22 protein-coding genes are annotated in these 25228 nt (G+C 69.5%); 10 read left to right on the forward strand and 12 right to left on the reverse strand.

All coding sequences use genetic code 11. The features are described from left to right. Positions 1-133: 133 nt before the first annotated feature. Complete coding sequence (gene mddA / locus Q0907_RS09665) at positions 134-892, forward strand: methanethiol S-methyltransferase (protein WP_299343970.1); 759 nt, start codon at positions 134-136, stop codon at positions 890-892. On the opposite strand, the gene Q0907_RS09670 is transcribed toward mddA, so the two are convergent. The 3 genes from Q0907_RS09670 to Q0907_RS09680 all read right to left on the reverse strand — a co-directional run bounded on the left by Q0907_RS09670 (position 876) and on the right by Q0907_RS09680 (position 5575). Beyond that, on the reverse strand, positions 876-4007 hold the full coding sequence (locus Q0907_RS09670; protein WP_299343972.1) for a discoidin domain-containing protein: 3132 nt from the start codon (positions 4005-4007) through the stop codon (positions 876-878). The genes mddA and Q0907_RS09670 overlap by 17 nt on opposite strands. Positions 4008-4172: 165 nt before the next feature. After that, positions 4173-4550, reverse strand: coding sequence for a hypothetical protein (locus Q0907_RS09675; RefSeq protein ID WP_296281007.1), 378 nt, complete (start codon positions 4548-4550; stop codon positions 4173-4175). Beyond that, positions 4550-5575, reverse strand: coding sequence for a DUF2272 domain-containing protein (locus Q0907_RS09680; RefSeq protein ID WP_299343974.1), 1026 nt, complete (start codon positions 5573-5575; stop codon positions 4550-4552). Before Q0907_RS09680 ends, Q0907_RS09675 begins: the two co-directional genes overlap by 1 nt. Positions 5576-5768: 193 nt before the next feature. Here Q0907_RS09680 and Q0907_RS09685 point away from each other — a divergent pair, with 193 nt between their 5' ends. Beyond that, positions 5769-6608, forward strand: a complete 840-nt coding sequence (locus Q0907_RS09685) for an arylamine N-acetyltransferase (RefSeq protein ID WP_299343977.1) — start codon at positions 5769-5771, stop codon at positions 6606-6608. A 66-nt stretch (positions 6609-6674) separates the two neighbouring features. Further along, the gene (locus Q0907_RS09690) at positions 6675-7643 is read left to right on the forward strand and encodes a polysaccharide deacetylase family protein (RefSeq protein WP_299343980.1); all 969 of its coding nucleotides are present in this window, start codon (positions 6675-6677) and stop codon (positions 7641-7643) included. 22 nt (positions 7644-7665) lie between these two features. On the opposite strand, the gene Q0907_RS09695 is transcribed toward Q0907_RS09690, so the two are convergent. Beyond that, positions 7666-8445 carry a response regulator transcription factor gene (locus Q0907_RS09695; protein WP_299343983.1) on the reverse strand — a complete coding sequence of 260 codons (780 nt, stop codon included), beginning with the start codon at positions 8443-8445 and terminating at the stop codon, positions 7666-7668. Then, entirely contained in the window at positions 8436-9548 is a 1113-nt protein-coding gene (locus Q0907_RS09700) for a histidine kinase (RefSeq protein ID WP_296281016.1), read from the reverse strand. Before Q0907_RS09700 ends, Q0907_RS09695 begins: the two co-directional genes overlap by 10 nt. Before the next feature lie 198 nt (positions 9549-9746). Here Q0907_RS09700 and Q0907_RS09705 point away from each other — a divergent pair, with 198 nt between their 5' ends. Further along, positions 9747-10145: a hypothetical protein gene (locus Q0907_RS09705; RefSeq protein ID WP_299343986.1), complete on the forward strand. Its 399-nt coding sequence runs from the start codon at positions 9747-9749 to the stop codon at positions 10143-10145. Between the two features lie 9 nt (positions 10146-10154). On the opposite strand, the gene adhP is transcribed toward Q0907_RS09705, so the two are convergent. Continuing rightward, on the reverse strand, positions 10155-11183 hold the full coding sequence (gene adhP / locus Q0907_RS09710; RefSeq protein ID WP_299343989.1) for an alcohol dehydrogenase AdhP: 1029 nt from the start codon (positions 11181-11183) through the stop codon (positions 10155-10157). 181 nt (positions 11184-11364) lie between these two features. Here adhP and Q0907_RS09715 point away from each other — a divergent pair, with 181 nt between their 5' ends. Continuing rightward, positions 11365-11754, forward strand: coding sequence for a DUF1801 domain-containing protein (locus Q0907_RS09715; protein WP_299343992.1), 390 nt, complete (start codon positions 11365-11367; stop codon positions 11752-11754). A 12-nt stretch (positions 11755-11766) separates the two neighbouring features. Here Q0907_RS09715 and Q0907_RS09720 read toward each other — a convergent pair whose 3' ends face one another. Further along, positions 11767-13347 carry a hypothetical protein gene (locus Q0907_RS09720; protein ID WP_299343995.1) on the reverse strand — a complete coding sequence of 527 codons (1581 nt, stop codon included), beginning with the start codon at positions 13345-13347 and terminating at the stop codon, positions 11767-11769. 208 nt (positions 13348-13555) lie between these two features. On the opposite strand from Q0907_RS09720, the gene Q0907_RS09725 reads away from it, so the two are divergent. After that, positions 13556-14686 (forward strand): alpha/beta hydrolase, encoded by a 1131-nt coding sequence (locus Q0907_RS09725; RefSeq protein WP_296281027.1) that lies wholly within the window; start codon positions 13556-13558, stop codon positions 14684-14686. A 1-nt stretch (position 14687) separates the two neighbouring features. Here Q0907_RS09725 and Q0907_RS09730 read toward each other — a convergent pair whose 3' ends face one another. Further along, positions 14688-17381 (reverse strand): EAL domain-containing protein, encoded by a 2694-nt coding sequence (locus Q0907_RS09730; protein ID WP_299343998.1) that lies wholly within the window; start codon positions 17379-17381, stop codon positions 14688-14690. A 224-nt stretch (positions 17382-17605) separates the two neighbouring features. Further along, complete coding sequence (locus Q0907_RS09735; RefSeq protein WP_299344000.1) at positions 17606-18421, reverse strand: CHAD domain-containing protein; 816 nt, start codon at positions 18419-18421, stop codon at positions 17606-17608. 157 nt (positions 18422-18578) lie between these two features. Between Q0907_RS09735 and Q0907_RS09740 the strand changes: the two genes are divergently transcribed. Then, positions 18579-18848 carry a hypothetical protein gene (locus tag Q0907_RS09740; RefSeq protein ID WP_296281031.1) on the forward strand — a complete coding sequence of 90 codons (270 nt, stop codon included), beginning with the start codon at positions 18579-18581 and terminating at the stop codon, positions 18846-18848. An 81-nt stretch (positions 18849-18929) separates the two neighbouring features. Then, positions 18930-19925, forward strand: coding sequence for a hypothetical protein (locus Q0907_RS09745; RefSeq protein WP_299344002.1), 996 nt, complete (start codon positions 18930-18932; stop codon positions 19923-19925). Position 19926: 1 nt separating this feature from the next. Here Q0907_RS09745 and Q0907_RS09750 read toward each other — a convergent pair whose 3' ends face one another. The 3 genes from Q0907_RS09750 to Q0907_RS09760 all read right to left on the reverse strand — a co-directional run bounded on the left by Q0907_RS09750 (position 19927) and on the right by Q0907_RS09760 (position 22038). Continuing rightward, positions 19927-20277 (reverse strand): VOC family protein, encoded by a 351-nt coding sequence (locus tag Q0907_RS09750; protein ID WP_299344004.1) that lies wholly within the window; start codon positions 20275-20277, stop codon positions 19927-19929. A gap of 70 nt (positions 20278-20347) precedes the next feature. Then, positions 20348-21058: a helix-turn-helix domain-containing protein gene (locus Q0907_RS09755; RefSeq protein ID WP_299344007.1), complete on the reverse strand. Its 711-nt coding sequence runs from the start codon at positions 21056-21058 to the stop codon at positions 20348-20350. Positions 21059-21069: 11 nt separating this feature from the next. Beyond that, the gene (locus Q0907_RS09760; RefSeq protein WP_296281039.1) at positions 21070-22038 is read right to left on the reverse strand and encodes a LysR family transcriptional regulator; all 969 of its coding nucleotides are present in this window, start codon (positions 22036-22038) and stop codon (positions 21070-21072) included. Positions 22039-22148: 110 nt separating this feature from the next. Between Q0907_RS09760 and aceB the strand changes: the two genes are divergently transcribed. Both aceB and aceA read left to right on the forward strand, forming a co-directional pair. Further along, entirely contained in the window at positions 22149-23780 is a 1632-nt protein-coding gene (gene aceB / locus Q0907_RS09765) for a malate synthase A (protein ID WP_299344009.1), read from the forward strand. A 53-nt stretch (positions 23781-23833) separates the two neighbouring features. Continuing rightward, on the forward strand, positions 23834-25168 hold the full coding sequence (gene aceA / locus Q0907_RS09770) for an isocitrate lyase (protein ID WP_299344012.1): 1335 nt from the start codon (positions 23834-23836) through the stop codon (positions 25166-25168). Positions 25169-25228 lie beyond the last annotated feature (60 nt).

Here is a 25228-nt window from a genome sequence, read left to right on the forward strand (position 1 = left end):
AGGTACGTGCGCGGGGCCACACGTCGGGACATTGCTCCCCTGCCGGCGAGGTGGTGCAGGGCGGACGATGGCGCATCCCCTTCCAGCGCCTTCCACGGTCCCCCGGCCGTGCCGCGCACCCCGTGAGGTCATGATGAAACGCACCCTGATCCTGCTCTACGGCGTGGTCTGCTACGCCGTGTTCTTCGCTACGTTCCTTTACGCCATCGGCTTCATCGGCAACCTGTGGGTGCCGAAGGGCATGGACGCCGCACCGACGGCGCCCTTCGCCACCGCGCTACTGATCGACCTGGGACTGCTGGCCCTGTTCGTCGTGCAGCACAGCGTGATGGCGCGACCCGCCTTCAAGCGCGCATGGACGCGGTTGATTCCCGAGTCCGCGGAACGTAGCACCTACACGCTGATGTCCAGCCTCGCGCTGATCCTGCTGTTCTGGCTGTGGAGTCCGCTGGGCGGCACGGTGTGGGAGGTGCAGGACCCGACGGCGCGCGCCGTCCTGTACGCCGTCTACGCGTTCGGCTGGGCGCTGCTGCTGTACACGACGTTCCTGCTCAACCACTTCGACCTGTTCGGCTTGCGCCAGGTGTGGCTGCAGTTCATCGGCCGGCCCTACACGCACCTGCCTTTCCGCACGCCCACCGTCTACCGCTGGGTGCGCCATCCGTTGTATGTCGCCTGGCTGCTGACGTTCTGGGCCACGCCGACGATGACCATGACGCACCTGCTCTTCGCGGTGATGACCACGGTCTACATCCTGCTCGCGATCCGCTGGGAAGAGCGCGACCTCGTCGCCGCGCTGCCGGAATACGAAGACTATCGCCGGCGCGTGCCGATGCTGGTGCCGAGAACGCGCCGCTCGAGTGGATCGCCGGTGCTCACCAGGTCGCAGTGAGTGCCTTGAATGGCCGGGCCACGCGCACGCCCTGGTCATCGAAATCCGTCACCACCTTGCCATCCACGGTGACCCGCGACGGCTTCGTGCGATTCGGCCAACTGACCTTCAACGCGGTGTCCTTGCGCAGGCCCGGGCCGAGCGTCACACGCAGGGTCTGGCCTTGTTGGCGGGCAGTCATGGCCAGCGTGCCGTAAGCCGTCGGCAGGCCGTCCACGCGCAGGCCGTCGCCGGCGACCCATGCCGGTGGCGTGCCGGGCAGCAGCGACAGCGCGTCGTCGCCTTCGTGCATCAGCATGCCGAAGATCGAGCGCGCGTATTCCGAGCCGATCCACGTGTGCGGCATGTCGCCAAGGTAGATCGCGTGGCGCGCATCCGAGTACACCACTTCCGCCAGCACCTGCCACGGTGCCGGACGACGATGGCCCAGGAAGCGCATCAGCAGTTCGTTCGCTTCTTGCGGCCGGTTGAGGTGCACGTACGTCAGCACGTTGCGGATCTCGTACGGCGTGTACGCGTACAGCGCACCGGGCACGTCGCGCTTGCGCACGTCGTCCAGATAACGGTCGAACGTGGTCTTCAGCGCGTCGGCCGGCATTACGTCCTGCTGGCCGGCCGGGTCCAGGCCGATCGACAGGCTGGTCGGATCGCTGCCACCCATGTCGGCGTCGGCGGGGATGGTGTCGATGCCCTTCCATTTCATCGTCGCGCGAATCGAGGCGGCCATCGATGCGCGCAGCGCCGCATACTGTTCGCGCGCCCAGGCGGCAGTCTTCGCATCGCCCCACTGTTCTGCCAGCCAGGCGCCGTCGTGCCAGCCCTTCAGCGCCCAGTAGTCGTCCCAGTAACTGTGGGTGGGCACGGGATAGCCCTCGTGGCTGATCGACGGCGCGAGGATGCCGTGGAAACGCTCCGGCGACGGCTGGTCGGCGAGATAGCCGGGCACCATCGTGCGTTCGCGCAGTTCCTGCATGAACTTCATCGCGCGCGTCACCTTGTCCTGGTAGTCGCGCACGCTGCGCGCACCGCCATCGAGGCGCGCGAGTTCGGCCACCAGCCAGATGAACTGTCCTTGGCTGTCGTACTCGATGTCGGAGCCGAACCCCGTGTTGACCGAGCCGTCGTCGTTGAGGATCGGCGACACCAGGCCGTTCTCGTGCACCGCGTGTCCCGCGTACCACTGCAGGTAGTCGCGCGCCGTCTTCGGCATGCCCATGCGCACCAGCGTGGCGGCGGTGGCGGCGCCGTCGCGGATGAAGGAGCGGTTGTAGTTGCGCGGCCCCGGTTGCATGGCGTGGCCGCTCTGGTTGATCAGCATGTACGCCGCCTGCGCGCGCAGCATGTCGACCAACGACGCGTCCGGCAGCGACAGGCCGATGCGGCCCAGGCGCTTCTGCCACTGCGCGGCGACCTGGTCGGCGAGCGTGTCGAAGGCGCCTTCGACCGTGAGTCCCGTCATGTCGATCGCCGGCGCGACCGGTAGCGGCTTGGCGGGATCGATGCGCGCATCACCGAGGGCGAACGCGATGACGATGTCCTGCGTCGCGCCCGGCGCCAGTGCCACGTCGTAGCCGAGCTGACCGGCCGCCAGGCCCGTGTCGTCGTGCGCCTGCTGCGCATCGGGCAACGCGTTGGCCATCAGCAAGCCGGTGATCTCGCCTTCGCCATGCGCACCGAAGGCCGACGCGGACGCGCGCGTCACCGGCGTCAGCGACTGGAATAGCGTGCGCCCGTTCACAGCCACCTGCGCCGCATCGCCGCTGCCGACGGTGATGTCGCGGATCGGCGAGGGTCCGCCGTTTTGCCACGGCGGGCTGACCTGCATCGGCCGCATCAGCAGGTTGAAGCTGCCGGCGACCGGCGTGGTGCCGGTGTTGCGCAGGCGATAGCGCACCAGCGTGACCGGCGCGCCGCGCTGCTCGAGCGCGATCGCCGCCGTCGTCAGTTCCAGGCCGGGCTGTGGCGACCACTGCACGGTCGGCATCGGCATCCAGCCGTCGCGCAACGCATGGGTGATGGATGTATCGGCGTTCGCTGCGCTCGCACGACCGCTGGCGTCGCGCCACACCGGCTGCACCAACGGCGCACCCTTGAAGGCTTCGACATGGCCGAATTCGTCGAGCACCGACTTCTGCCGGCCGGCGGGGATGCCGACCGCCGTCCAGTACACCTGCTGCTGGTGCAGCGACGACGGGAACAGCGCACGGTGCTCGCGCGAGGCCGCGAGTTCGTAGCGCTTCATCGCCGTCATCACCCGCTTCGGCCCGATCAGGCGCAGGCGCTGCAGCGTGGGCGCCTGCGTGCCCTGGCCGCGCACGCTCAAGCGCAAGGCGGACAGCGTGCGGGCCTGGCTGTCGGCGAGGAAGGCGGTGCTGCCGTAGGCATTGGGATCTTCCGCCAGCACGATCCAGCGGTCCGAGCCTGCCTCGCGGCCTTCCAGCTTCGCCGCGCGCGGCGTGTCCTTCCACGCCACTTCCAGGCCGGCCACGGACAGCGGCCTGGGCAGGTCGATCTGAAGCTGCCGCATGCCGTCGGCCGCGGGCTTCGCGGTCATCGCATGCGCCTCGCCGGCATCGGACCACAGCGCGGCGGGGTCGCCGCTCACGCCGGTGATGCGCGGCGTCTCGTCGCCCGCATACGGCTGGAATTCGAATACCGACACGCCCCAGTCCGCCGAGCGGTCCGGCGCGGTCAGGCGCAGGTAGCGCGCCGGCACGGCGGGGAATACGTCGTATTCGATGCCGCCCACGCCATCGCGCGTCTCGAACGCGGTGCGCCAATGTTCGCCGTCGTCGGACGCCTGGATCGAGTACGCGCGCGCGCCGCCCCATTCCCAATGCAGTTCCACCGCGCCGACGGAGACGCGCTTGCCGAAATCCACCTGGTACCAGTGGCCGGGCGAGAACGCGCCGCCCCACTTGGTCGCCGGGTCGCCATCGATGCCCTTGGCCGGCGCCATCTCTACCGTGGTGCTGGCCGAGCTCGTCGCCTTCCACTCAGTGCGCGGGGGCAGGGCGTCGGCCGAACGGGCGGCGGGGCTCACACCCAACCCGATCGCCAGGGAGCAGGCAGTGGTGGTGGCGCACAGCAGGCGGCGCGTCGGCGTGGGGATCATCAGGCGGTTCCAGGCAACGCGGGCCACCCCGCGAGCGCCGGACACTAGCCATGAAAACGGTTACATGCGAGCTGCGCTGCACCATCCCGACCTGCCGCACGTCCCTTGCGGTGCCGTGCGCCGATCGCGTCGGCAGCCGCGGTCACGGGGGCCGGGCGTGATCGCTCAGGGTGTCCTGCGCAGGCCGTGTTCGGCTTGCTCGCAGACCACCAGCGCGCCGTCGTCGGTGACGGTGCCGGTGGCCCGCACGCGGTCGCCGGCCTTCAGCCCCTGTACGTCCTCCGGCGGCGGCGCCTTGCAGAGGTTCCAGCGGGCGGGCAGATGCACGTCGACCTGCCCGTTGGGGGCGGCGATCTTCACCACGGCGCTGCCATCGTAGGTCCAGGGCGTGGTGTCGACGCTGACGACCGTGCCATCGACCGTGGCCTGCTGGCCCGCGGCCAGCGTCGGGCTGGCGGCCGGAGGCGGGGTGGCGCAGGCGGCCAGCATCAGGGCGGCGGCGAGGGGCGCCAGGCGTACGGCAGGGAGGCGGGACGGGATCATCATTGCGTATCCGGGGTGGGGGGTGGGGTGGCGTCCGCGGGGCACCTTGGCACGCCGGACCCGACGACGCAGTGAATGCAGCATTCCGCCTTCTCGGTCGCTTCGACGCCTGGCGCGTCCTGCACCGGGGGCAGGGCGCCGGGAAGTCTCGCCAGCTGCTCCGGTGACTTCAGTCGCAGGATCGCCGCCCAGTCCTGGCGGTTCATGTTGCAGGCCGCTTCGTTGTCGGGCGCGCACAGCGTGCCGTCGCCGATGCGGAGCGGCAGCCCGCCCCAGAACTCGCCGCTGCGGTTGAGCGGCAGCATCCGCATCGTCACGCTCTGCTGCACGTTGCCGCCGATGGCGTACGCGGTGCTGTCGTTGTTCGGGTTCACCGCCACCACGATGTCGCAATGCATGTCCAGCGAACTGCCGCTGCGCAGCAACGGCACCAGCCCTTCGTGGCCGAACAGGCGGCCGGACTGGCGCACGTAGCAGATCAGGTCGCCGACCACCGGCTTGGCCTTCGCCACGTCGATGACGTCGAAGGCGTTGGTCGACGGGTTCTGGAACGCCGCCTGCACATAGGTGAAGTGGCGGCTGGAACCGCGGAAGCCGGGCACCCGGGCCTCACGCATCACCCACGAGATGAAGGCGGCCGACCATGGCGTGTCCACCACGAAGCCGCGGCAGGCCTCGGCCTGAGGGCCCGTCGACGAGGCGTACAGGCACTCGGTCGCGCCGCGACGGTGACCGATGGCGGCGAGCAGCCCGCTGTCGCGCCAGTAGCGCGCGACGCGCTGCCAGGCGCGGTCGTCGCCGAGCGACAACAGCGACGACTCCGCCTCGGTCATCGGTGCGTTCGCCAGCTTGCCCTCGCGGTCGATGAAGGGGCGGTACCACATCAGGTGCTCGCGGCAGGCGACTGCGGCGATGCGGGTGGCGACATCCGTCGGCGTCTGTTGCGACAACTGCGGACAGGCATCGGCCGCGTACGCGGCACCGGAGGTCAGCAGCAACAGGGGCAGCAACAGCCATGCACGCATCGGATGATCCTGGGGGTGGGTGATCTCTACCTACGCATGATGCCGCATCGGCAGGACACGACATCATCACGCGGCATGAAGGTATGGGAAGGGTCGGCGAGGGAGGCGGTGGAGCAAGCGCCCTGCGAGGCGTCTTGACCTCAATCGCGCTTGAGGTCCTACCGTGATGGCCCGCCCAACCAGGGAGTCTTCCGTGGCCGACACGCTCGCCGACATCGCGCTGTACCTGCAACGTCTGGGTCACGACCGACCGCCGCCGCCCACTCTGGACACCTTGCGCGCGCTGCAGCTGCGGCATACCGCCACGTTTCCGTTCGAAACCCTGTCCACCCTGCTGCGCGCGCCCGTGCCGATCGATTTGCCAGCCATCCAGCACAAGCTGCTGCATGCGGGGCGCGGCGGCTACTGCTACGAACTCAATCGCGTTTTCCTGGCGCTGCTCCGGCAGCTGCACTTCGATGCGCGCGGCCTGACGGCGCGCGTGGTGATGGGAGGACCGGAGGACGAACCCACCGCGCGCACGCACCTGCTGGTACTGGCCACTGTGGAGGGGCAGCGTTACATCGTCGATGTCGGCTTCGGCGGCATGGTGCCCACCGCACCACTGCGACTGGATACCGAAGACGTGCAGGCCACGCCGCACGAGCCTTACCGCATCACCCGGCGCGATGGCGTTTATACGCTGTGCTCGAGGGTGGCGGGCGAGTGGCGGGCGCTGTACGTGTTCGACCTGCAGCCGCAGGCCGACATCGATCACATCGTCGGCAACTGGTACGTCAGCACGCATCCGGACTCGCCGTTCGTGGGCCAGTTGCGCGCCGCCCTCACCGGGCCGGGCTGGCGCCGGACGCTCAACGACGGCAGCGTCGCGCTGCATCGCCCCGGTCATGCCAGCGAGCGGCGCAGCCTGCCCAATGCCGAGGCGGTGATCACGGTGTTGCAGGAGGCATTCGGCATCCGCGTACCGGACGTTCCCGGCCTGCACGCGGCCATCGAAGCGCGACTGCGCGCTGCGCCCCACAGCACGTCATGAGTCGGCTGGCGGCCGGGCCATGCCGGACGATAAGCTCGCCGCTCCGCCCCCTGTCCCGGACTGCGCGTGCGCTTCCTCCTGCAAGTACTGTTGTTGTCCGCATGGGCGTTGAGTGCGCATGCCATCGAGCCGGATCGCCGCATCGCCATCACCATCGATGACCTGCCGTGGCAGCGCATGGACAAGATGCCGCCGGACGCGCTCGCAGGACGCCACGCGCAGCTCATGGCGCAACTGGAGCAGGCCGGCGTGCCGGTGGTCGGCTTCGTCAACGAGGGCAAGCTGGAAGTCGATGGACAGGTGCGGCCCGAGCGCGTGGCGATGCTGCGCGACTGGCGGGATGCGGGCTTCGGGCTGGGCAACCACACCCATGGCCATCTCGATCTGCATGCGGTCGGTCTGCCAGCGTTCCAGCAGGACATCCTGCGCGGCGAACGCGTGCTGCGCCCGCTGTTGGCGGAACGCGGCCAGGCCCCGCGCTGGTTCCGGCACCCGTACCTGCGCGCCGGCCGCACGCCGGAGGAACGTGCGGCGCTGTCCGCGTTCCTGGGCGGACACGGTTACCGCATCGCACCGGTGACGGTCGACAACGGCGAATGGGTATGGGCGTTCGCCTACGCCAACGTGCTCGACGGCCAGCCCGACACGCCCGTGCGCGCGGCGACGCTGGAGCGGCTGCGGCGCGGCTATGTGCCCTACATGCTCAACAAGGTCGACTACTACGAACGGCAGTCGCAGGCGTTGCTCGGCTACGCGCTGCCGCAGGTCTGGCTGCTGCACGCCAACGAGCTCAACGCCGTCGCCTACGCGGATCTCGTGGCCGGCGTGCAGCGACGCGGCTACCGCGTGGTGACGCTGGACGAGGCGATGCGCGACCCTGCCTACGCGCGCGGCGAGGACGGCTACAACGGCCGCTACGGCCCCAGCTGGCTGCACCGCTGGGCGATGGCGGAGAAGAGGCCGAAGGAGTTCTACGCAGGCGAGCCGGTGGTGCCGGGCTGGGTGCTGGCGCTGGCGGGCGTGGATTCGGAATGAGGGCGGCGCGGCACAGGCCGCGTCAGTCCCCGCGCCGCAGGGTCGCCAGCTTCAGGAAGGCATCGTGCTGGTAGCGGCTCATCCGGAGTTGCTGGCCGGTATCCATCGTGACCACGTGGTAGCCGTTGAACCATGGATGGATGTCCCTGACCCGCCGGATGTTGATGATGGCCGAGCGGTGCACGCGGGCGAAGCGGCGCGGGTCGAGGCGTGCCGCCAGCGCGGCCATGGTCTCGCGGACTTCGTGCACGCGGTCGGCCAGGTGCAGGCGCACGGTGTTGCCACTGGCCTTTATCCAGACGACGTCGTCCACGTCGACCAGGACGACGCGCTCGTCCTCGCGCACCGGGATCCGTTCCAGGTAGGCATCGCGCTGTTGCAGCGATGCCAGCGCCTGCATGATCCGGGCGGTGGTGTCGGCATCGGCGCCCTGTCCGATCGCCAGGCGCTGCTTCGCACGGCGCAGGGTTTCGGCGAAGCGTTCGCGGCTGAACGGCTTGACGAGGTAGTCGACGGCATTCGCCTCGAACGCGCGCACCGCGAACTGTTCGTAGGCGGTGACGAAGATGGTCGCCGGCATGCGCGCCGGACCGAGGGTGGCCACCACGTCCAGGCCGGTGATCGCCGGCATCTGGATGTCGAGGAACACGAGATCGGGCGAGCGCTCGCGGATGGCCGCCACCGCCGACACGCCGTCGCCGCATTCGCCCACCACCTCGATGTCCGCGTCGTCGCGCAGCAGGCGCGCCACGGCGTGGCGGGCGATCGGTTCGTCGTCCACCACCAGCGCGGTCAGGCGCATGCGGGCACGTGCTCCGGCAGGGCGTCCTCGTCGAGGTCGCGGTAGGGAAGGCGCAACCGGCACGCGACGCCGCGCGGCACGATCAGGTCCAGCCGCAGGCTCGCGTGGTCCCCATACAGCTCGCGCATGCGCAGTCGCGTGTTGGACAGGCCGATGCCGTGGCCGCCCGCCTGGCCGCCCTCGTCCAGCGTGCTGTTGTAGTTGCGCACGTCGATGCAGAGCATGTCGCCCTCGCGGCGGCAGTCGATCTCCACGCAGTCCTCGCCCACGTGCTGGCCGATGCCGTAGCGGATCGCGTTCTCCACGATCGGCTGCAGCACCAGGCTCGGCACCGCGGCATCCATCACATCGGGTGCGACATGGATGCGCGTGGTCAGGCGGTCCTTGAAGCGCCGCCGCTGGATGCCGAGGTACAGCTCGAGCAGTTCCAGTTCGCGGCGCAGCGGGATCTCCTGGCCGTCGTAGTCCTCCAGGAACGCGCGCAGCAGTTCGCTCAGGCGCAGCAGCATGTCCTCGGCCGACAGCTTGTCCTCGTCGAGCAGGGTGACGATGGCGTGCAGCGTGTTGAACAGGAAGTGCGGCTGCAGCTGGGTCTTCAGTACCTGCAGGCGCGACTGGGCCAGTTCGGTGGCCAGCCGGCTGGCCTCCAGTTCGCGTCGCGCCTTCTCGGCGTGGAACTGGATGGCCTGCTGGATGGCGAACAGCGTCCAGTAGGTCAGCACGCCGATGGCGAAGTGCTGCTCCAGGAAGTAGCCGAGCTGCTCGAAGAAGCCGCTGGGTTCGAACAGCGTCGAGACCAGGGCGCCGAGCACCATCGCGAGGAACGTCGTGCACAGGCTCGCCACGAGCTGCTGCGCCAACCCGCGGAAGCGCAACGTGCCGCGTACCGGATAGCGCTCGGCCAGGCGGAACACGAGCGGCGCGAGGGCCGCCCAGCTGTACCACTGGATCAACGACCACCGGATGAGGTCCGACAACGGCCAGCTGGGGCGCTGCAGGCCGTTGTTGAGCGTGTTCTGCAAGGTGAACAGCAGTGCGATCGCGGTCCACAGCCCCAGGTAGCGGAACAGGCCGATCTCGGTGCTGCCCAGACGGATCTTCATGGGGGCCTCCTGTGCGAACGCATCCTAGGCGGCCGCGCCGGCGACGGAAAGCCGCGATCGCTGCCCACGACGATTCGTCACGGCCGCACGACGATTCGTCCCGGATCCGTTGCCGCCTTCCCGCAGCGGGCGCGAGATGCGCTCGCCCCGCACGCGACCCGCGCTGCCGGTGGCGCCCTCATCACCGGAGATTCCGCCATGCCTCGCGCGTCCATCGTCGTGCTGCTCGCCGCCGCCATCCCGTTCGCCGCCGCCCATGCCGGTGAGCGCACCCACTACCTCTACCTCGTCAACCGTGCCCACGATGCCATCGTTTCGGTCTCCGCGGCGCGGGCCGGCGCGGACCAGCCGCGCGAACTGCTCGTCGGCGGGCGGCTGGCCGGTGGCGGCGATGCGGCCACCCTCCAGATCCGCAGCGACGACTGCGTGCACGACCTGCAGGTGGCGTTCGCGAATGGACGCCGCGCGGTGTATCCGGCCTTCGATCTGTGTCGCCAGCGGGGACTGCGGGTGATGCCGCTCCCGGCGCGGGATGCGCAGTCACGGCTCGCCGCAGCGCGCGGAGACGAGGCGCGGCCGGCGGCGAGCGCGGACTGAGTCGCGCGATCAGGCAGAGAAATCCAGCACCACGCGCCCCTCGATCGTACCGGCGTGCATGCGCGCGAACACGTCGTTGATGTTCTCCAGGCGGTCGGTCGCCACGGTCGCGGCGACCTTGCCCATCGCGGCGAAATCGAGCGCCTCCTGCAGGTCCAGTCGGGTGCCGACGATGGAGCCGCGCACGGTGATGCCGTTGAGCACCATGCCGAAGATGTCGAGCGGGAACTGGCCCGGCGGCAGGCCGTTGAGCGACACCGTGCCGCCCCGGCGCACCATGCCGATCGCCTGCTCGAAGGCCTTGGGCGATACCGCCGTCACCAGCGCACCGTGCGCGCCGCCGATTTCCTTCTTCAGATACGCGGCCGGGTCGTCGGTGGCGGCGTTGACGGTGACCGTCGCGCCCAGGCGGCGCGCCAGGTCCAGCTTGGCGTCGTCCACGTCGACGGCCGCCACGTTCAGGCCCATCGCCTTCGCATACTGCACGGCCAGGTGGCCCAGCCCGCCGATGCCGGAGATCACCACCCAGTCGCCGGGTCGGGTATCGGTGACCTTCAAGCCCTTGTAGACGGTCACGCCGGCGCACAGGATGGGCGCGATCTCCACGAAACCTATGCCCGCCGGCAGGTGGCCGACGTAGCCCGCGTCGGCCAGCGCGTACTCGGCGAAACCGCCGTTGACCGAATAGCCGGTGTTCCGCTGGGTTTCGCACAGCGTCTCCCACCCGCCGAGGCAGTGCGCGCAGTAGCCGCATGCGGAGTACAGCCACGGAATGCCGACGCGGTCGCCTTCCTTCACGTGGGTCACGCCATTGCCCACCGCGACGACGTGGCCGACGCCCTCGTGCCCGGGAATGAACGGCGGATTGGGCTTCACCGGCCAGTCGCCTTCGGCGGCGTGCAGGTCGGTGTGGCAGACGCCGCAGGCCTCGATCTTGACCAGCAGTTCGCCGGCGGCGGGGCGCGACACCGCGACATCCTCGATGACCAGCGGGGCGCCGAACTGCCTGACGACGGCGGCTTTCATGGTGCGGTCCATGGCGTGCTCCTGGCGTGGCGTGAGGAGTCGCCAACGTACGCCGCCCCTGCGACGGCTGCGTTGATTCCGATCAACCTGCGCCGCGCAGGCGCGACCGCCGGTCGGACGCTCCGTGCGCTGGCCGGCGGCGCCTGCCCACGCTACCGTTCGCGATCAGTCGACAGGCGGAGTGCACGACACCATGGGGACACAGGCAGCGCGCGACGATGTCGAGGCTTTCCTGGCCACCCTCGCGCATGCGCAGGACGCCGCCATCCGCCTGCTGCGCACGACGATCCTGGCGACGGATCCGCGCATCGGCGAAAGCATCAAGTGGAACGCACCGAGCTTCCACGTGGAGGGCCGCCATTTCGCGACGATGCAGCTGCGCCGGCCGGACCGCATGATGCTGGTGCTGCACCTGGGCGCGGGCAAGCAGGCGATGCCCGCGGGCGCGATCGCCGATCCGCGGCAGCTGCTCGCATGGCTGGGCGCCGACCGCGCGACCTGGACTTTCGCCGGCGTGGACGACGTGGAAGCCCAGCGCACCGCGTTGCAGGCGCTGGTGCGCCAATGGATGGCGCACGCCTGACACCGCGTCCGGTCAGAGGCCGCCGATGGCGAAGATCGGCTGGCGTTCGATGCGGCCGACGGCGTCCACGGCGCGACGGACCTCGTCGCGCGCCATCAGTGCACGCCAGCGCGCCTGCACGGGCACGAAGGCAGGCAGCGGGGCCGGCTCCCGCCATTCCTGCACGGCCGCGAGCAGGTCGCCACGCGTTGCCGGATCGGCCAGGGCCGCGATGAGGGCGTCGGCTGCGTCGTCCATGCGACCGGCTTCGACCAGGGCCCAGATCCAGAGCTCCAGGGCGTCGTCGCGGTGGTCGCGCAGGTAGTCGAGCGCGCGCCGTGCAGAGGCGGCATCCTGCTGCTGGACAGCGGCGCAGTGTTCGATGGAGACCTGCACCATGCGGCCGTAACCGCTCATGTCGCCGACCCGGCCGATGGCAGCGAGCGCTTCCTCAGGGCGCCCGCGCTGGCACAGGAACTGGCCCAGGTTGAGCACCTGGCTGACGTTGGCGCCGCCCGATTCGTCCATCAGCGTGCCGCGGAACAGGTCGGCCTGCGCGTCGTACAGCTTGCCCAGCCTCCGCTGCGCGACCGCGCGGTGGTTGACGATCCACGCGGCGACCTCGGGATCGTCGAACGCCGGCGCATCCGCCGATGCCGCCGACAGCGCGGCGAGCGTCTCGTTCGCCAGCGTGACCACCTCCGCGTGCTGGCCCGTCGCCAGCAGCGCGTAGCCGAGTTCCATGCGGGTCTCGAGGCTTCGAGGGCGCCTGTCGGCCAGCACGCGCAGGGATGCCACGCGCCGGCGTGCGGCTTCCGCGATGTCGAGTGCTCCGCTGTCGCGGTCGACGATGCCATCGAAGCGCCGGTCCACGCGGAATTTCACCAGCGCCTCGGGCGAGGTGGTCAAGCTGACCGCACGACGGACGCCGGCGTGGTCGCCGCGGGCCTGGTAGAGCAGGGCGAGCTGGTACCACAGGTCGCCGACCCCCAGCCCCGCACCGTCCCAGCCGGCCTGCATCAAGGCCTCCATCACCTGCAGCCGGGTCGCCGATGCGGGCGGCGCCTGCCGGGCCACGCGCAGCACGAACGCGGTGTCGAGGTGGTCGACCATGCGCGGCCAGCGCATCGCCAGATCGCGAACGTGGCGCGCGGCCGCGTCATGCGCACCCTCGCGTTCGTCCAGCTGCGCGAGCAGGTAGATGTCGTCGGGATCGTCGGATCCGGCCTCGACGGCTCGCGTGGCCCAGCGGCGTGCACGCACATGGTCGCCCAGGCGTGTCGCCATCCACGCCGCGCGCGACCACGTCATGCGCTGGTCGGCGAGCGGCAGCGTCGCGAACTCGCGGTGCGCCATCGCCTGCGCGAGTGTGCGGTCCGCCTCGGCGGCGTCGCCCTGCTCGCCAAGCGCCAGGGCGTCCCGCCATTGCCGCTCGTAGGACGGCGATACGCCCTGCTTGCGTTTGTCGCGCAGCGCAGGACCAGCCTTGCCAAGCGAGGGCGCGGCAGGGGGTTCCTGGTGGTACATGTCGTGCGCGGCGCCCGGCGTCGTGCTCTGTGCCCACGCGCCCTGGCTCGCGACCGTCAGGCAGGCCGCCACGATCCCTGCTTTCATCCTGCCTCTCGCGTATCTCCCTGCCGCATTAGAACCCAAGCCGCGGCCCGCACGCATCCGCCGCGAGCGTGGACCGAGGCGTCGCGCAAGCATCGGTCCTGGATGTGGAAGCGTGACCGACGACGCATGCGCCACGACCATCGACCCGGGGCAGGCGGACGGAACGTCGTCGACAATGCGGCCGACTGCCCTGCCGAGAGGAACGCCCATGCGCGCCATCGCGTTCGCATCCCTGTTGTTCGCCGCCACGCTTGCATCGCCGACGACGGCCGCCGCCCAGCCGGCGTGCCCCGACCGGTCCGCCTATGCGCCCGCGCGCGAGATCATCGGGGACCTGGGGCGCATCGTCGCTCCCACCGGCGTGCAGGAGGACTACGCGGTGGACATCGGCGGCGTCCGGCAATGGGTGAACGTACGCGGCCAGGACCGCGGCAATCCGATGATCCTGTTCGTGCATGGCGGCCCGGCATCGCCGGTCATTCCCACGTTGTGGCAGTTCCAGCGTCCCCTGGAGGAGTACTTCACGGTCGTCAACTACGACCAGCGCGGCGCAGGCAGGACGCTGACCCTGAATCCCCAGGACGCCGTCGCGGACACGCTGCACGTGCAGCGCTACGTGGACGACGCGATCGCGCTGGCCGAGCACCTGCGCGGCCGCTACCACAAGCGCAAGCTGGTGCTGATGGCGCACAGCTGGGGCACGGTGGTGGCCATGCACGCGGCGCTGCAGCGTCCCGATCTGTTCCATGCCTACGTCGGCATCGGCCAGGTGATCAACGTTCGGACCAACGAGCAGGTCAGCTTCGACTACGGCCTGCGCATGGCGCGCGAGCGCGGCAATGCCGACGCGGTGCGCGAGATGGAATCGATCGCGCCGTATCCCGGCGACCAGCCGATCACCCGCGAGCGCATCGTGATCGCGCGCAAGTGGCCGCAGTTCTACGGCGGCCTGAGCGCCTATCGCGACGATTCGGCCTATTACTTCCAGGGCCCGCGCCTGTCGCCGGACTACGACGATGCGGCGCGCTGCGCGATCAATGCGGGCAGCGTGTTCACGCTGGGCCGGTTGCTGGACGAATTCCTGCAGGTCGACTTCACCGGCGTGGTGGACTTCCCCATCCCGGTGGTGATGTTCATGGGCCGGCACGACTACACCACGCCCTCGGCGCCTACCGCCGCCTGGTTGGCCCAGGTGCGTGCGCCCTACAAGCAGGGCGTGTGGTTCGAGCACGCCGCCCACATGATTCCGTGGGAGGAGCCGGGCAAGACGCTGGTGAGCCTGCTGGAGCACGTGCGGCCGCGGGCCATCGACACGCCCGCGGAGCAGGCGGTGCGGTAGGTCAGCGCACCACCGCCAGGCGCCGCGGCGGCGGCTCTTCGCGCTGGAACAGCACGCGTTCGGGACGGTGCAGGGCGTAGCCTTGGCCGTAGTCCACGCCGAGCGAGCGCAGCGCGTCGCCGATCTTCGGGCTGGCGACCCACTCGGCCACGACCTTCAAGCCCCGCTGGTGGCCGATCTGCGCGATGGCGCTGACGATGGTGCGGCTCATCGGGTCGGTTTCGAGATCGCGGATGAAGCTGCCGTCGATCTTGATGAGGTCGGCGGGCAAGTTCTTCAGGTAGCCGAACGAGGACATGCCGGCGCCGAAGTCGTCCAGGGCGATGCGGCAGCCGGCGCGGCGCAGGCGTTCGATCACCGCGACGACCTTCAGCAGGTTGCGCACGGCGACCGTCTCGGTGATCTCGAAGCACAGGGCCTGGGCCGGCACCGCGAATTCGGTGATGCGCGCCAGGATGAAGTCGGCCAGCCCCTCGTCCTCGATGCTGGCGCCGGACAGGTTGATCGCGCACGTGCCCAGCCGCATGCCCGAATGGTGCAGCTCGCCGAAATGCGCAAGCGCGTTGCGGATCACCCAGCGGTCGATGGCCGGCATCAGCCCGTAGCGTTCGGCGGCGGGAAGGAACGCGCCGGGCAGCACCACGCCGCCGTCCTCGTCGCGCAGCCTGAGCAGCAGTTCGATGCTGGGCGCGGTGTCGCGGCCGTCGAGCGGCACGATCTCCTGGTAGTCGAGCAGCAGGCGGTCCTGTTCCACCGCCCATCTCAGGCGGTTGGCCCATTCCATTTCGCCCTGGCGGCGCGTGGTCTCGTTGTCCTCGCGGTACAGGTGCACGCGGTTGCGGCCGTTCTCCTTCGCCAGGTAGCACGCCGTGTCGGCCCAGGCCAGCAGGTCCTTCAGGGTCGGTTCCTGCTGGTCGATCGCCACCACGCCGATGCTGGCGCTGACCGTGTAGGTGCGGTCCTGCCAGACGAACATCAGCGCTTCGATGCATTCGCGCAGGCGTTCGGCGAGTGCGCGCGCGCCCTCCGCGTCCACGTGGAACGCCATCAGGCCGAATTCATCGCCGCCCAGCCGCGCCAGCACATCGCCGCCGCGCAGCTGCTGGCGCATCGCCAGCGCGAGCTGCGCGAGCAGCTGGTCGCCTGCCATGTGTCCGGAGACATCGTTGATCAGCTTGAACTGGTCCAGGTCGATGTACAGCAGCGCGCACGGGTCGCACGCCGCGCGACCCTTGCGTTCGTTCAGGGCCTCCTCGATGCGGCGCTCGAACTCGCGGCGGTTGCACAGTTCGGTCAACGCATCGTGGGTAGCCTGGTAGCTCAGGCGTTCGGTCAGTTCGCGCTGCTCCGAAATGTCGGTGGCGACCATCAGCAGGTGCGCCTCGCCGTCCATGTCGACCTGCGCGATGGAGGCGCTGGCCCAGAAGGCGCCGCCGCCGGGGCTCAGCAGTACCGCTTCCAGGTTGCCCCAGTCGTTGCCGATGGCCGCGGCATCGCGCGCGCGCGCCTGCAGCTGCGGATCGGAGAACAGCGCCGACAGCGGCAGGCCGGTGGGATCTCCCAAGCGCATCCGCGCCGCCTGGTTGGCGTAGACGATGCGGCCATCGCGCACGTCGGCCAGCAGCACCAGCGCCGGCAGCAGTTCGTTGAGCGCGCGGAAGCGCAGTTCGCTCTCGCGGTAGCGCCGGCTCATCTGTTCGCCCAGCGCGACCGCGCGCCGCCGCGTGGTGGCCAGCGACCACGCCAGCGCCGCCAGCAGCAGGCTGATCACGCCGCCGCCGGCCAGGATGGCCTGCAGGCGGCCGGCGTCGAGGGGTTGCGGGCGCGGCTGCAGTTCGAGCCGCCACTGGCGGCCACCGAAATCCATGCGCCGTACCTGCGCGGGCAGGCCGGTGGCGATGGGCGTGGCGGAGTCGTAGAACGGATGCGCATCCGCGGTGGCGTCGTAGAGGCGCACGCGGAAGCCGTCCAGGACCGAGCCGGCCATCGCGGTTTCCACCAGCGGCTGCAGCCGGATGCCGATGGCCAGCGCGCCGATTTCGCGCGCACGCCGCTGGTTGGGCGTGGTCGGCGTCGGGCCGTCGGAGTACACGGGCAGGCGCAGCGTCACGCCGAGCGGGTTCTGGCCCGCCGGCGTGGTCTGGCGCAGCGGGAACGGCGCCGAGATCACTACCGTGTCGGTGTCGCGCGCGCGCAACAGGGCGGCCAGGTTGGCTTTCTGCGTGACCATGTCGAAGCCGATCAACGACGTGTTCGGCTGGTACGGAGCAACGAATTCGTAGCGGTACGAGACCTGGTCAGCCAGCGGCTGGTCGGCGGGCGAGCGGCGTGCGAACGCCACCGAGGTGTAGGCGCTGGGTGCGAGCGGGCTGCGCAGGCTGGCGTGGTACTGGCTGAAACGTGCCTGGTCCATCTGGTCGTTGGCCAGGTACACGGTCTGCATGGCGCGCAGCATCGACGCCGCCTGCTCCAGCGGTACGCGCAGTTGCGAGACCCCGGCATCGGCCAGCGCCCGGCGGTCGTCCTCCGCCCGCTGCTGCAGGTCGTCCCATTCCCGGTGGGCCACGATCGACGTGCACGCGATGCCCAGCAACAGCACAGCCGTCGCCCATACCAGCGGCGGCAGGCCGCCTCGGCGGGGGGGCGGTGCGGGCGTCGCCGGAGCGGCGCCGCGAGGGGCAAGGGTGGAATCCACCAGCGGGCCTTGATCCTGCGTGAAGGGAGGGCGGTAGGTCCCGGCCTGTTCCCGGGAGAAGCAGGCTTTGTGCCAAACCGTCCCGTTGCCGGAACACCGGATCTTCTGGCCTTCCCACGGTGCGCGGCGGTCCGTGCGCCGTCGGGAGAGACCGTATGGGTCACTATCGGCCCTGCCGGGGCGTACTTGACGTGAATGCGCGCGTCGAAAGCGGGTAAATGCGTTTAGCCAAGGGGATGGATGGGCAAGGGTTTCGGACGCCGCAGCGCGGCCGGCGTCGTCGGTACCTGCCTCCGCGCAAGTTCGTCCAGCGCCTGCTGCAGCAATGCCAAGTCCTGCAGCACGCCCAGCTGGTCGACCAGTTGGGCGACGTGCCGCAGGGTCGCGGCATCGGCTCGCCCCGGCTGCGCGTGGACCCGCAGTTTGCGCAGGGCCGACAGCTGCATCCGCAACCGGCGTGACCGTCGCCGCCAGGCATGCAGATGCTCCAGCCTGCCCGATGCCAGCGCCGCCGCCTGCGCGTTCGCCTGCCGTCGCATCGAGCGAAGCACGGCACGGCGCAGGTCGGCGGCACTCAGCTGGTGCCACGGCAACACCCGCAGCCGGTCGGCGTGGCGATGCGCCTGCGCCTGGCGCTGCATGAAACCGGGATCGTCGCGCAGTGCCGCGGCAAGGACGTGCTGCTGGCGTTCGGCCAGCAGCGGCAACAGTGCCTTCCAGCTATGTGCCTCGGCCTTGCCCTCCGCGTCGCGCGCGCATGCCCGTGCGGTGTCCTGCACGACCTGCGCGTCACGCAGGGCGGACAGGCCCTTGGCCAGCGCGCGGAGTTCGACATCGATCGGATCGATCGCGTCCTTGCCCAGCGCACGCCGCGCGAGCGCGAGCAACGAGCGCAGGCGACGGATGGCCTTGCGCGCTTCGTGCACGCCCGACGGATCGACCGGCGCGATGGCCAGCGCGGCGGCAAGGGCGCGGGCCTCCGCGACCGCCAGCAAGGCGGCGCGTTCACCCGTGCGCGGGGAGGCGGTTCGAGGAGGCATGGCATGCCGTGGCGGTGGAACACCGACAGTCTAGGTCCGCATGCCACCCCCGCTGCGTGCCGTCCCGCCTGAATGCCTGCCGCTCGTCGGCAGACGCCGGGCTTGGCAGGGCGGGGATAAAAAGGTATAAATCGTTTATACGATTTACGGGTGAGCCATGGTCAAGTCCCGCAAGACGCGCGACGCCGGCATGGCGGCGCAGGCGCCGCCGGCCAAGCTGGTGCGCGACAGCTTCACGATGCCGGCGGACGACTTCGCCCTGGTGGCCGTGCTCAAGCAGCGTGCGCTGCAGATGCAGCGGCCGGCGAAGAAGAGCGAGTTGCTGCGCGCGGGCCTGCAGGCCCTGTCCGCACTGTCGCCGCAGGCGCTGGCGAAGGCCCTGGACGCGCTGGCGCCGGTGAAGGCGGGCCGCCCGAAGAAGAAGTAACGCGCCGCGAGGTCGGCGTTCTGTCCCTGTCGCATGCGGGTGCACGCCGCGTGCGCTGTCCCTGTACTGGATGTGTTGCCGATGAACGTGTTCTCCCTGTTCCGCCGCCATCGGCTGGCGGTACTGCTGTCCCTGCTGTTGCTGGCGCCGATGCTCGTCGCCTCGTCGCATGCGCCCGTGCGGGCGGGCGATCATGTTGAGCAGCGCGCGGGCTATCGCGTACAGGACCTGGACTGGGTGGATCCCGTGCGCGGACGCGCGGTGCCTGTGAAGCTGTTCTGGCCCGACAACGCAGGCCGCGGCAAGGTGCCGCTGGTGGTGTTTTCGCATGGCATCGGCAGCGCGCGCGACGGTTACACCTACCTGGGGCGCTACTGGGCGAAGCACGGCATCGCCAGCCTCCACGTGCAGCATGTCGGCAGCGACCGCACGCTGTGGGAAGGCAATCCCTTCACGCTGGTATCCCGCTTCCAGCACGCGGCGGGCGACGCCGAAGCCATCGATCGCGTCCGCGACCAGCGCTTCGCCCTCGATCGCGTGCTCGCGGGCGAATGGGGAGCGAGCATCGATCCCGCGCGCATCATCGCGGCCGGGCATTCATACGGCGCCAACACCACGCTGATGTCCGCCGGCGCGCGGGTGGTGCGCCATGGGCAGACGATCCAGCTACGCGATCCGCGCATCCGTGCGGCGATCGTGATCTCCGCGCCGCCGTTCTATGGCGACCAGGATTTCCGCCCGATCCTGTCGGGCATCACCGTCCCCACGCTGCACGTCACCACGGCCGACGACATCATCCGCATTCCCGGCTTCGGGTCGGGCGTGGACGACCGGCTCAAGGTGTTCGACGCGATCGGCGGCGCGCACAAGGTGCTGGCGGTCTACCGGCATGGCACCCACAACGTGTTCACCGATCACCGTTATTTCGATTCGCGCGAGGTCAGCGAGGACGTGAAGCGGGCCACCGAATCGCTGTCGCTGGCCTTCATCGACGGCACGTTCGAGGATTCGCCCGTCGAGCTCGCGCAGTGGCGGGCCAGCCACCGCGCACTGCTGGCGCGCTACGAGACACGTTGACTCAGGTCGCCGACCACACGGCCAGTTCGTAGCCGTCGGGATCGGTGAACTGGAAGCGTCGTCCGCCGGGGAAGGCGAAGATCGGCTTCGTGATGCGCCCGCCGGCGGCCTGGACCTTCGCCAGGCTGTCTTCCAGCGCCGTCGAATACAGCACGACCAGCGCGCCGCCCGGCTGAGGCGCGTCGTGGGTGAATCCACCGGTCAGCCGACCATCGCGGAACTCGCAATAGTCCGGGCCGTAGTCCTGGAACGTCCAGCCGAACGCATCGCCGTAGAACGCTTTCGAGGCGGCGATGGAGGCGACGTTGAACTCGATGTAGTCGATGCGGTGGTGCTGGTCGGCGGTGCTCATGGCGGGTGTCCGTGGAGGAGGCCGTCAGTCTGGCCGAGTCGGTGCGCCCTGTCTTGGCGAAATCGGACAGTCAGCCCGCGACCTCTGCGAGCAATTGGGTGGGCGTGAGGCCGGTGAGCCGGCGCGCATCGCCCGCCAGCTGTGGGGCGTCGTAGTAGCCCGCGTCGAGCGCGGCGTCCAGCAGGTTGGCGTGGCGGTGCCGATGCTGCAGGAAGCGTTGCAGCCGCAGGATGCGCGCCAGCAGCTTCGGTCCGTAGCCGAACGCCTCGTCGCACCGTCGCAGCAGGGTGCGTTCGGTGAGGCCGAGATCGCGCGCGAGCTGGGCGACCGAGTCGGGCTGCGGGCAAGAGAGTCGCGCATGCACGGCCTGCATCGCGCGGTCGCGGAGCGGCGTGTCGACCAGGATCCGCTCGGCGAGCCAGGCCATCGCATCGCCCTCGCGCTCCGCCATGCGGTCGGCCAGCGCGCTCAGGCGCGGACGGCCGAGGTCGCGCAGGTCCACGCGCTGGTCGGCGAGGGCATGCAAGGGAACACCCATCCAGCGTGCGGCGGCGGTCGGCGCGAATCGCAGGCCCTGCAACCGTCGACTCGGCGCGACATGCGCGTACTGCGCCTGCGTATCCGGTCCGGCGATGCTCAGGCGCGCGCCATCCCACAGCAGGTCCACGCAGGCATCGGGCAGGACCAGCGCGGGCGTGGCGTGCGCGCCCTGCAGGTAGTCCCAGCGGCAGAGCAGGGGCAGGCCGGGGGCAAGGTCGTGTTGTCGGTAACGGCCGCTCATGAAGTAGGGCGTCAGCGTTCGGAATGGCCGCTCTCATCGTAATCGCGACGCTCGAACAGGTGGGGCTGGATCAGTTCGATGAAGGCACGCGCCTGTGGCGACAGGAACTTGCCCTTGCGCACCACCACACCATAGCTGCGCGACGGAAACCATTGCGCCAGCGAGCGCGCGGCGAGCCGGTCGCGGTCGGCGTCGGTCAGGCAGATCGAGGCGATGATCGAAATGCCCATGCCCATGCTGACGTACTGCTTGATCACTTCCCAGCCGCCCACCTCCAGCGCGACGGTGTAGGGCACGCGTGCCTGCTGGAACACCAGGTCCACCAGCCGGTAGGTGATCAGCCGTTTCGGCGGCAGGATCAGGCCATGGGGCGAGAGATCCTCCAGCCGCAGGTCGCGCTTCTTCGCCAGCGGATGGTCGGGCGGCGTGATCAGCATCGGCTCGAAGCGGTAGACCGGCGCGTAGCTGAGATCGGCAGGCACATCGAGCACGGAGCCCACCGCCAGGTCCACGGCATCCGAGCGCAGCAGGTCGGTGCCGTCGGCGGTGGCGGCGTTGTGCAGGGTCAGCTTCACGTCCGGGTGTTCCTGGCGGAAGTGCTCCACGATCTTCGGCAACAGGTAGAGGATGGTCGAGCTGTTGGCTGCCACGTTCAGTTCGCCGGCTTCCAGCCCGCTGACCTTTTCCCGGAAGGTCGCGTCCAGCCCGTCCAGCCCCGCCACCAGCGGCTGCGCCAGTTCGTACAGCACCTGGCCTTCCCGGCTGGGGGTCAGCCGGCGCCCGCTGCGCTCGAACAGGGTGATTCCCAGGTCCCGTTCCAGTGCCTGCAGTTGCAGGGTGATGGCGGGCTGGCTGACGAAAAGCGCCTCCGCGGCCCGCGACACCGACCCCAAACGGACCGTCTGGCAGAAGGCGCGCAGCGGCTTCAACCGGTCGGATTTGTAGGGAAATCGCGGAGTTGGCGCTTCTTTAGAGCTCACGTTCTAGTCAATTATAAGGCAGGCTTATTTAGTGCATTGACAAAACTGTTTTGTCAAATAATTCGACACGGGAGCACTGTGCGTCTCCAGCAAGACGCCAGGAGACGCCCATGTCCGCCAACGCTTTCGCTCTGCCGCCGCGCGATCCGCGCGCCGACCGCCCCACCCCCGGCATCGCCCTGACCGCCAATGTGGCGGGCCAGGACGCCCTGCTGCCGCCCGGCGCGCTGGCCCTGCTCGTCTCGCTGCACCGTGCGATCGAACCGGAGCGCCAGGCCCGGTTGGCGGCCCGTCGGTCGCGACAGGCCTTCTTCGATGCGGGCGGCCTGCCCGATTTCCGCGAGGACACCCGCGGCATCCGCGAGGGTGACTGGGCCGTCGCCCCGGTCCCGGCCGCCCTGCAGGACCGCCGGGTGGAGATCACCGGCCCGGTCGACCCGAAGATGGTCATCAACGCGCTGAACTCGGGCGCGAAGGTGTTCATGGCCGACTTCGAGGATTCCACCTCGCCGACCTGGCAGAACCTGCTGACCGGCCAGCGCGCGCTGGTCGGCGCCGTGCAGGGTGACCTGGCCTTCACCTCCGACGCCGGCAAGCACTACACGCTGAAGCCGCAGAACGAGCAGGCCGTGCTGCTGGTGCGCCCGCGTGGCTGGCACCTGGACGAAAAGCACGTGCTGATCGATGGCGCGCCGATCGCCGGTGGGTTGTTCGACATCGCCGTGTTCGCCTGGCACAACGCCCGCGCGCTGCAGGCCCGCGACCGCGGCCCGTACTTCTACCTGCCCAAGCTGCAGAGCATGGAAGAAGCCGCGCTGTGGGAAACCGCGCTGTCGCATATCGAAGCCGCACTGGGCCTGCCGCATGGGCAGATGAAGGTCACCGTGCTGATCGAGACGCTGCCGGCCGTGTTCGAGATGCACGAGATCCTGCACGCGCTGCGCGACCGCATCGTCGGCCTGAACTGCGGCCGCTGGGACTACATCTTTTCCTACCTGAAGACCTTCCGCCGCCACGCCGACAAGGTGCTGCCCGAGCGCGGCCAGGTGACGATGACGCAGCCGTTCCTGAAGGCGTATTCGGAACTGCTGATCCAGACCTGCCATCGCCGCGGCGCCCATGCGATGGGTGGCATGGCGGCGCAGATCCCGATCAGCAACGACGAGGCCGCGAACGAACAGGCGCTGGCCCGCGTGCGCGCCGACAAGTTGCGCGAAGTCACCGCCGGGCACGACGGCACGTGGGTGGCGCACCCGGCGCTGATTCCGGTCGCGAAGATGATCTTCGACGAACACATGCCGCAGCCGAACCAACGCAGCGTGCAGCGCGAGGACGTGGCGGTCACGCGCGACGACCTGATCCGTCCGTCCACCGGCACCATCACGCGTGCCGGCTTCGAGGGCAACGTGGAAGTCTGCGTGCGCTACCTGGCCGCGTGGCTCGATGGCAACGGCTGCGTGCCGATCCATTGGCTGATGGAAGACGCCGCCACCGCCGAGATCTCGCGCACGCAGATCTGGCAGTGGCTGCACACCGCGGACGTGCACCTGTGCGACGGCACCCAGATCGATTACGCGCTGCTGCAGCGCACGCTGGCCGCCTTGCCCGCGAAGCTGGGCGACCACTCGCGGCTGCCCGGTGGCGAGCGCATCTCCGAAGCCATCGCGCTGCTCGACCACCTGAGCCGCGCCGACGAGCTGGCCGACTTCCTGACCTTGCCCGCGTACGACCGCATCGACTGACGCATCGACCGACCACCCCCACCACGACGCCCCACGACGAAAGAGAGCCCGCCATGAGCACCAAGCAACAGCAGATCGACGCCATCCAGAAAGACTGGGACAGCAATCCGCGCTGGACCGGCGTGAAGCGCGACTACGCCGCCGCCGACGTCGTCCGCCTGCGCGGCAGCCTGCAGCCGGAATACACCCTGGCCCGCCGCGGCGCCGAGAGGCTGTGGAAGCTCGTCAACGGCGAAGCCAGGAAGGGCTACGTCAACGCGTTCGGCGCGATCAGCGCGGGCCAGGCGATGCAGCAGGCCAAGGCCGGCCTGGAGGCCGTCTACCTGTCCGGCTGGCAGGTGGCCGCCGACGGCAACACCTCCGAGACCATGTATCCCGACCAGTCGCTGTATGCGTACGACTCGGTGCCGACGATGGTCCGCCGCATCAACAACACGTTCCAGCGCGCCGACGAGATCCAGTGGAAGAACATCTGCGACGGCAAGGCGAACGAAGCCGATGCGATCGATTTCTTCCTGCCGATCGTCGCCGACGGCGAGGCCGGCTTCGGTGGCGTGCTGAACGCCTACGAGCTGATGAAGAACATGATCGTCGCCGGCGCCGCGGGCGTGCACTTCGAAGACCAGCTGGCCGCGGTGAAGAAGTGCGGGCACATGGGCGGCAAGGTGCTGGTGCCTACGCAGGAAGCCGTGCAGAAGCTGCAGGCCGCGCGCCTGGCCGCCGATGTGCTGGGCGTGCCAACCATCGTGCTGGCGCGCACCGATGCCGAAGCCGCCAACCTGCTGACTTCGGATTTCGATGCCAACGACCAGCCCTTCGTCACCGGCCAGCGCACCGCGGAAGGCTTCTACCGGGTGAAGAACGGCCTGGAGCAGGCGATCAGCCGCGGCATCGCCTACGCGCCGTACGCCGATCTGGTGTGGTGCGAAACCGGCACGCCGGACATCGGCTTCGCCCGCGAATTCGCCCAGGCGGTGCACGCCAGGCATCCGGGCAAGCTGCTGTCGTACAACTGCTCGCCCAGCTTCAACTGGAAGAAGAACCTGGACGATGCGCAGATCGCCCGCTTCCAGGACGAGCTGTCGGCGCTGGGCTACAAGTACCAGTTCATCACCCTGGCCGGTATCCACATTAACTGGTTCAACACCTTCAAGTTCGCGCACGACTATGCGCGCGGCGAGGGCATGAAGCATTACGTCGAGCAGGTGCAGGAAGCCGAGTTCGCCGCACGCGAGAAGGGCTACACCTTCGTCTCGCACCAGCAGGAAGTCGGCGCCGGTTACTTCGACGACGTCACCACCGTCATCCAGGGCGGCAGCTCCAGCGTCACCGCGCTGAAGGGATCCACCGAGGAAGAGCAGTTCTACGAAAAGGAAAAGGCGGCCTGATCGCCGCCCGCAGGGATGCAGACGAAGAAACGCCGGCTTGCGCCGGCGTTTCTCGTTTCT

Source organism: uncultured Pseudoxanthomonas sp. (assembly GCF_947498795.1).
In the GTDB taxonomy this organism is placed as follows: Bacteria; Pseudomonadota; Gammaproteobacteria; order Xanthomonadales; family Xanthomonadaceae; genus Pseudoxanthomonas_A.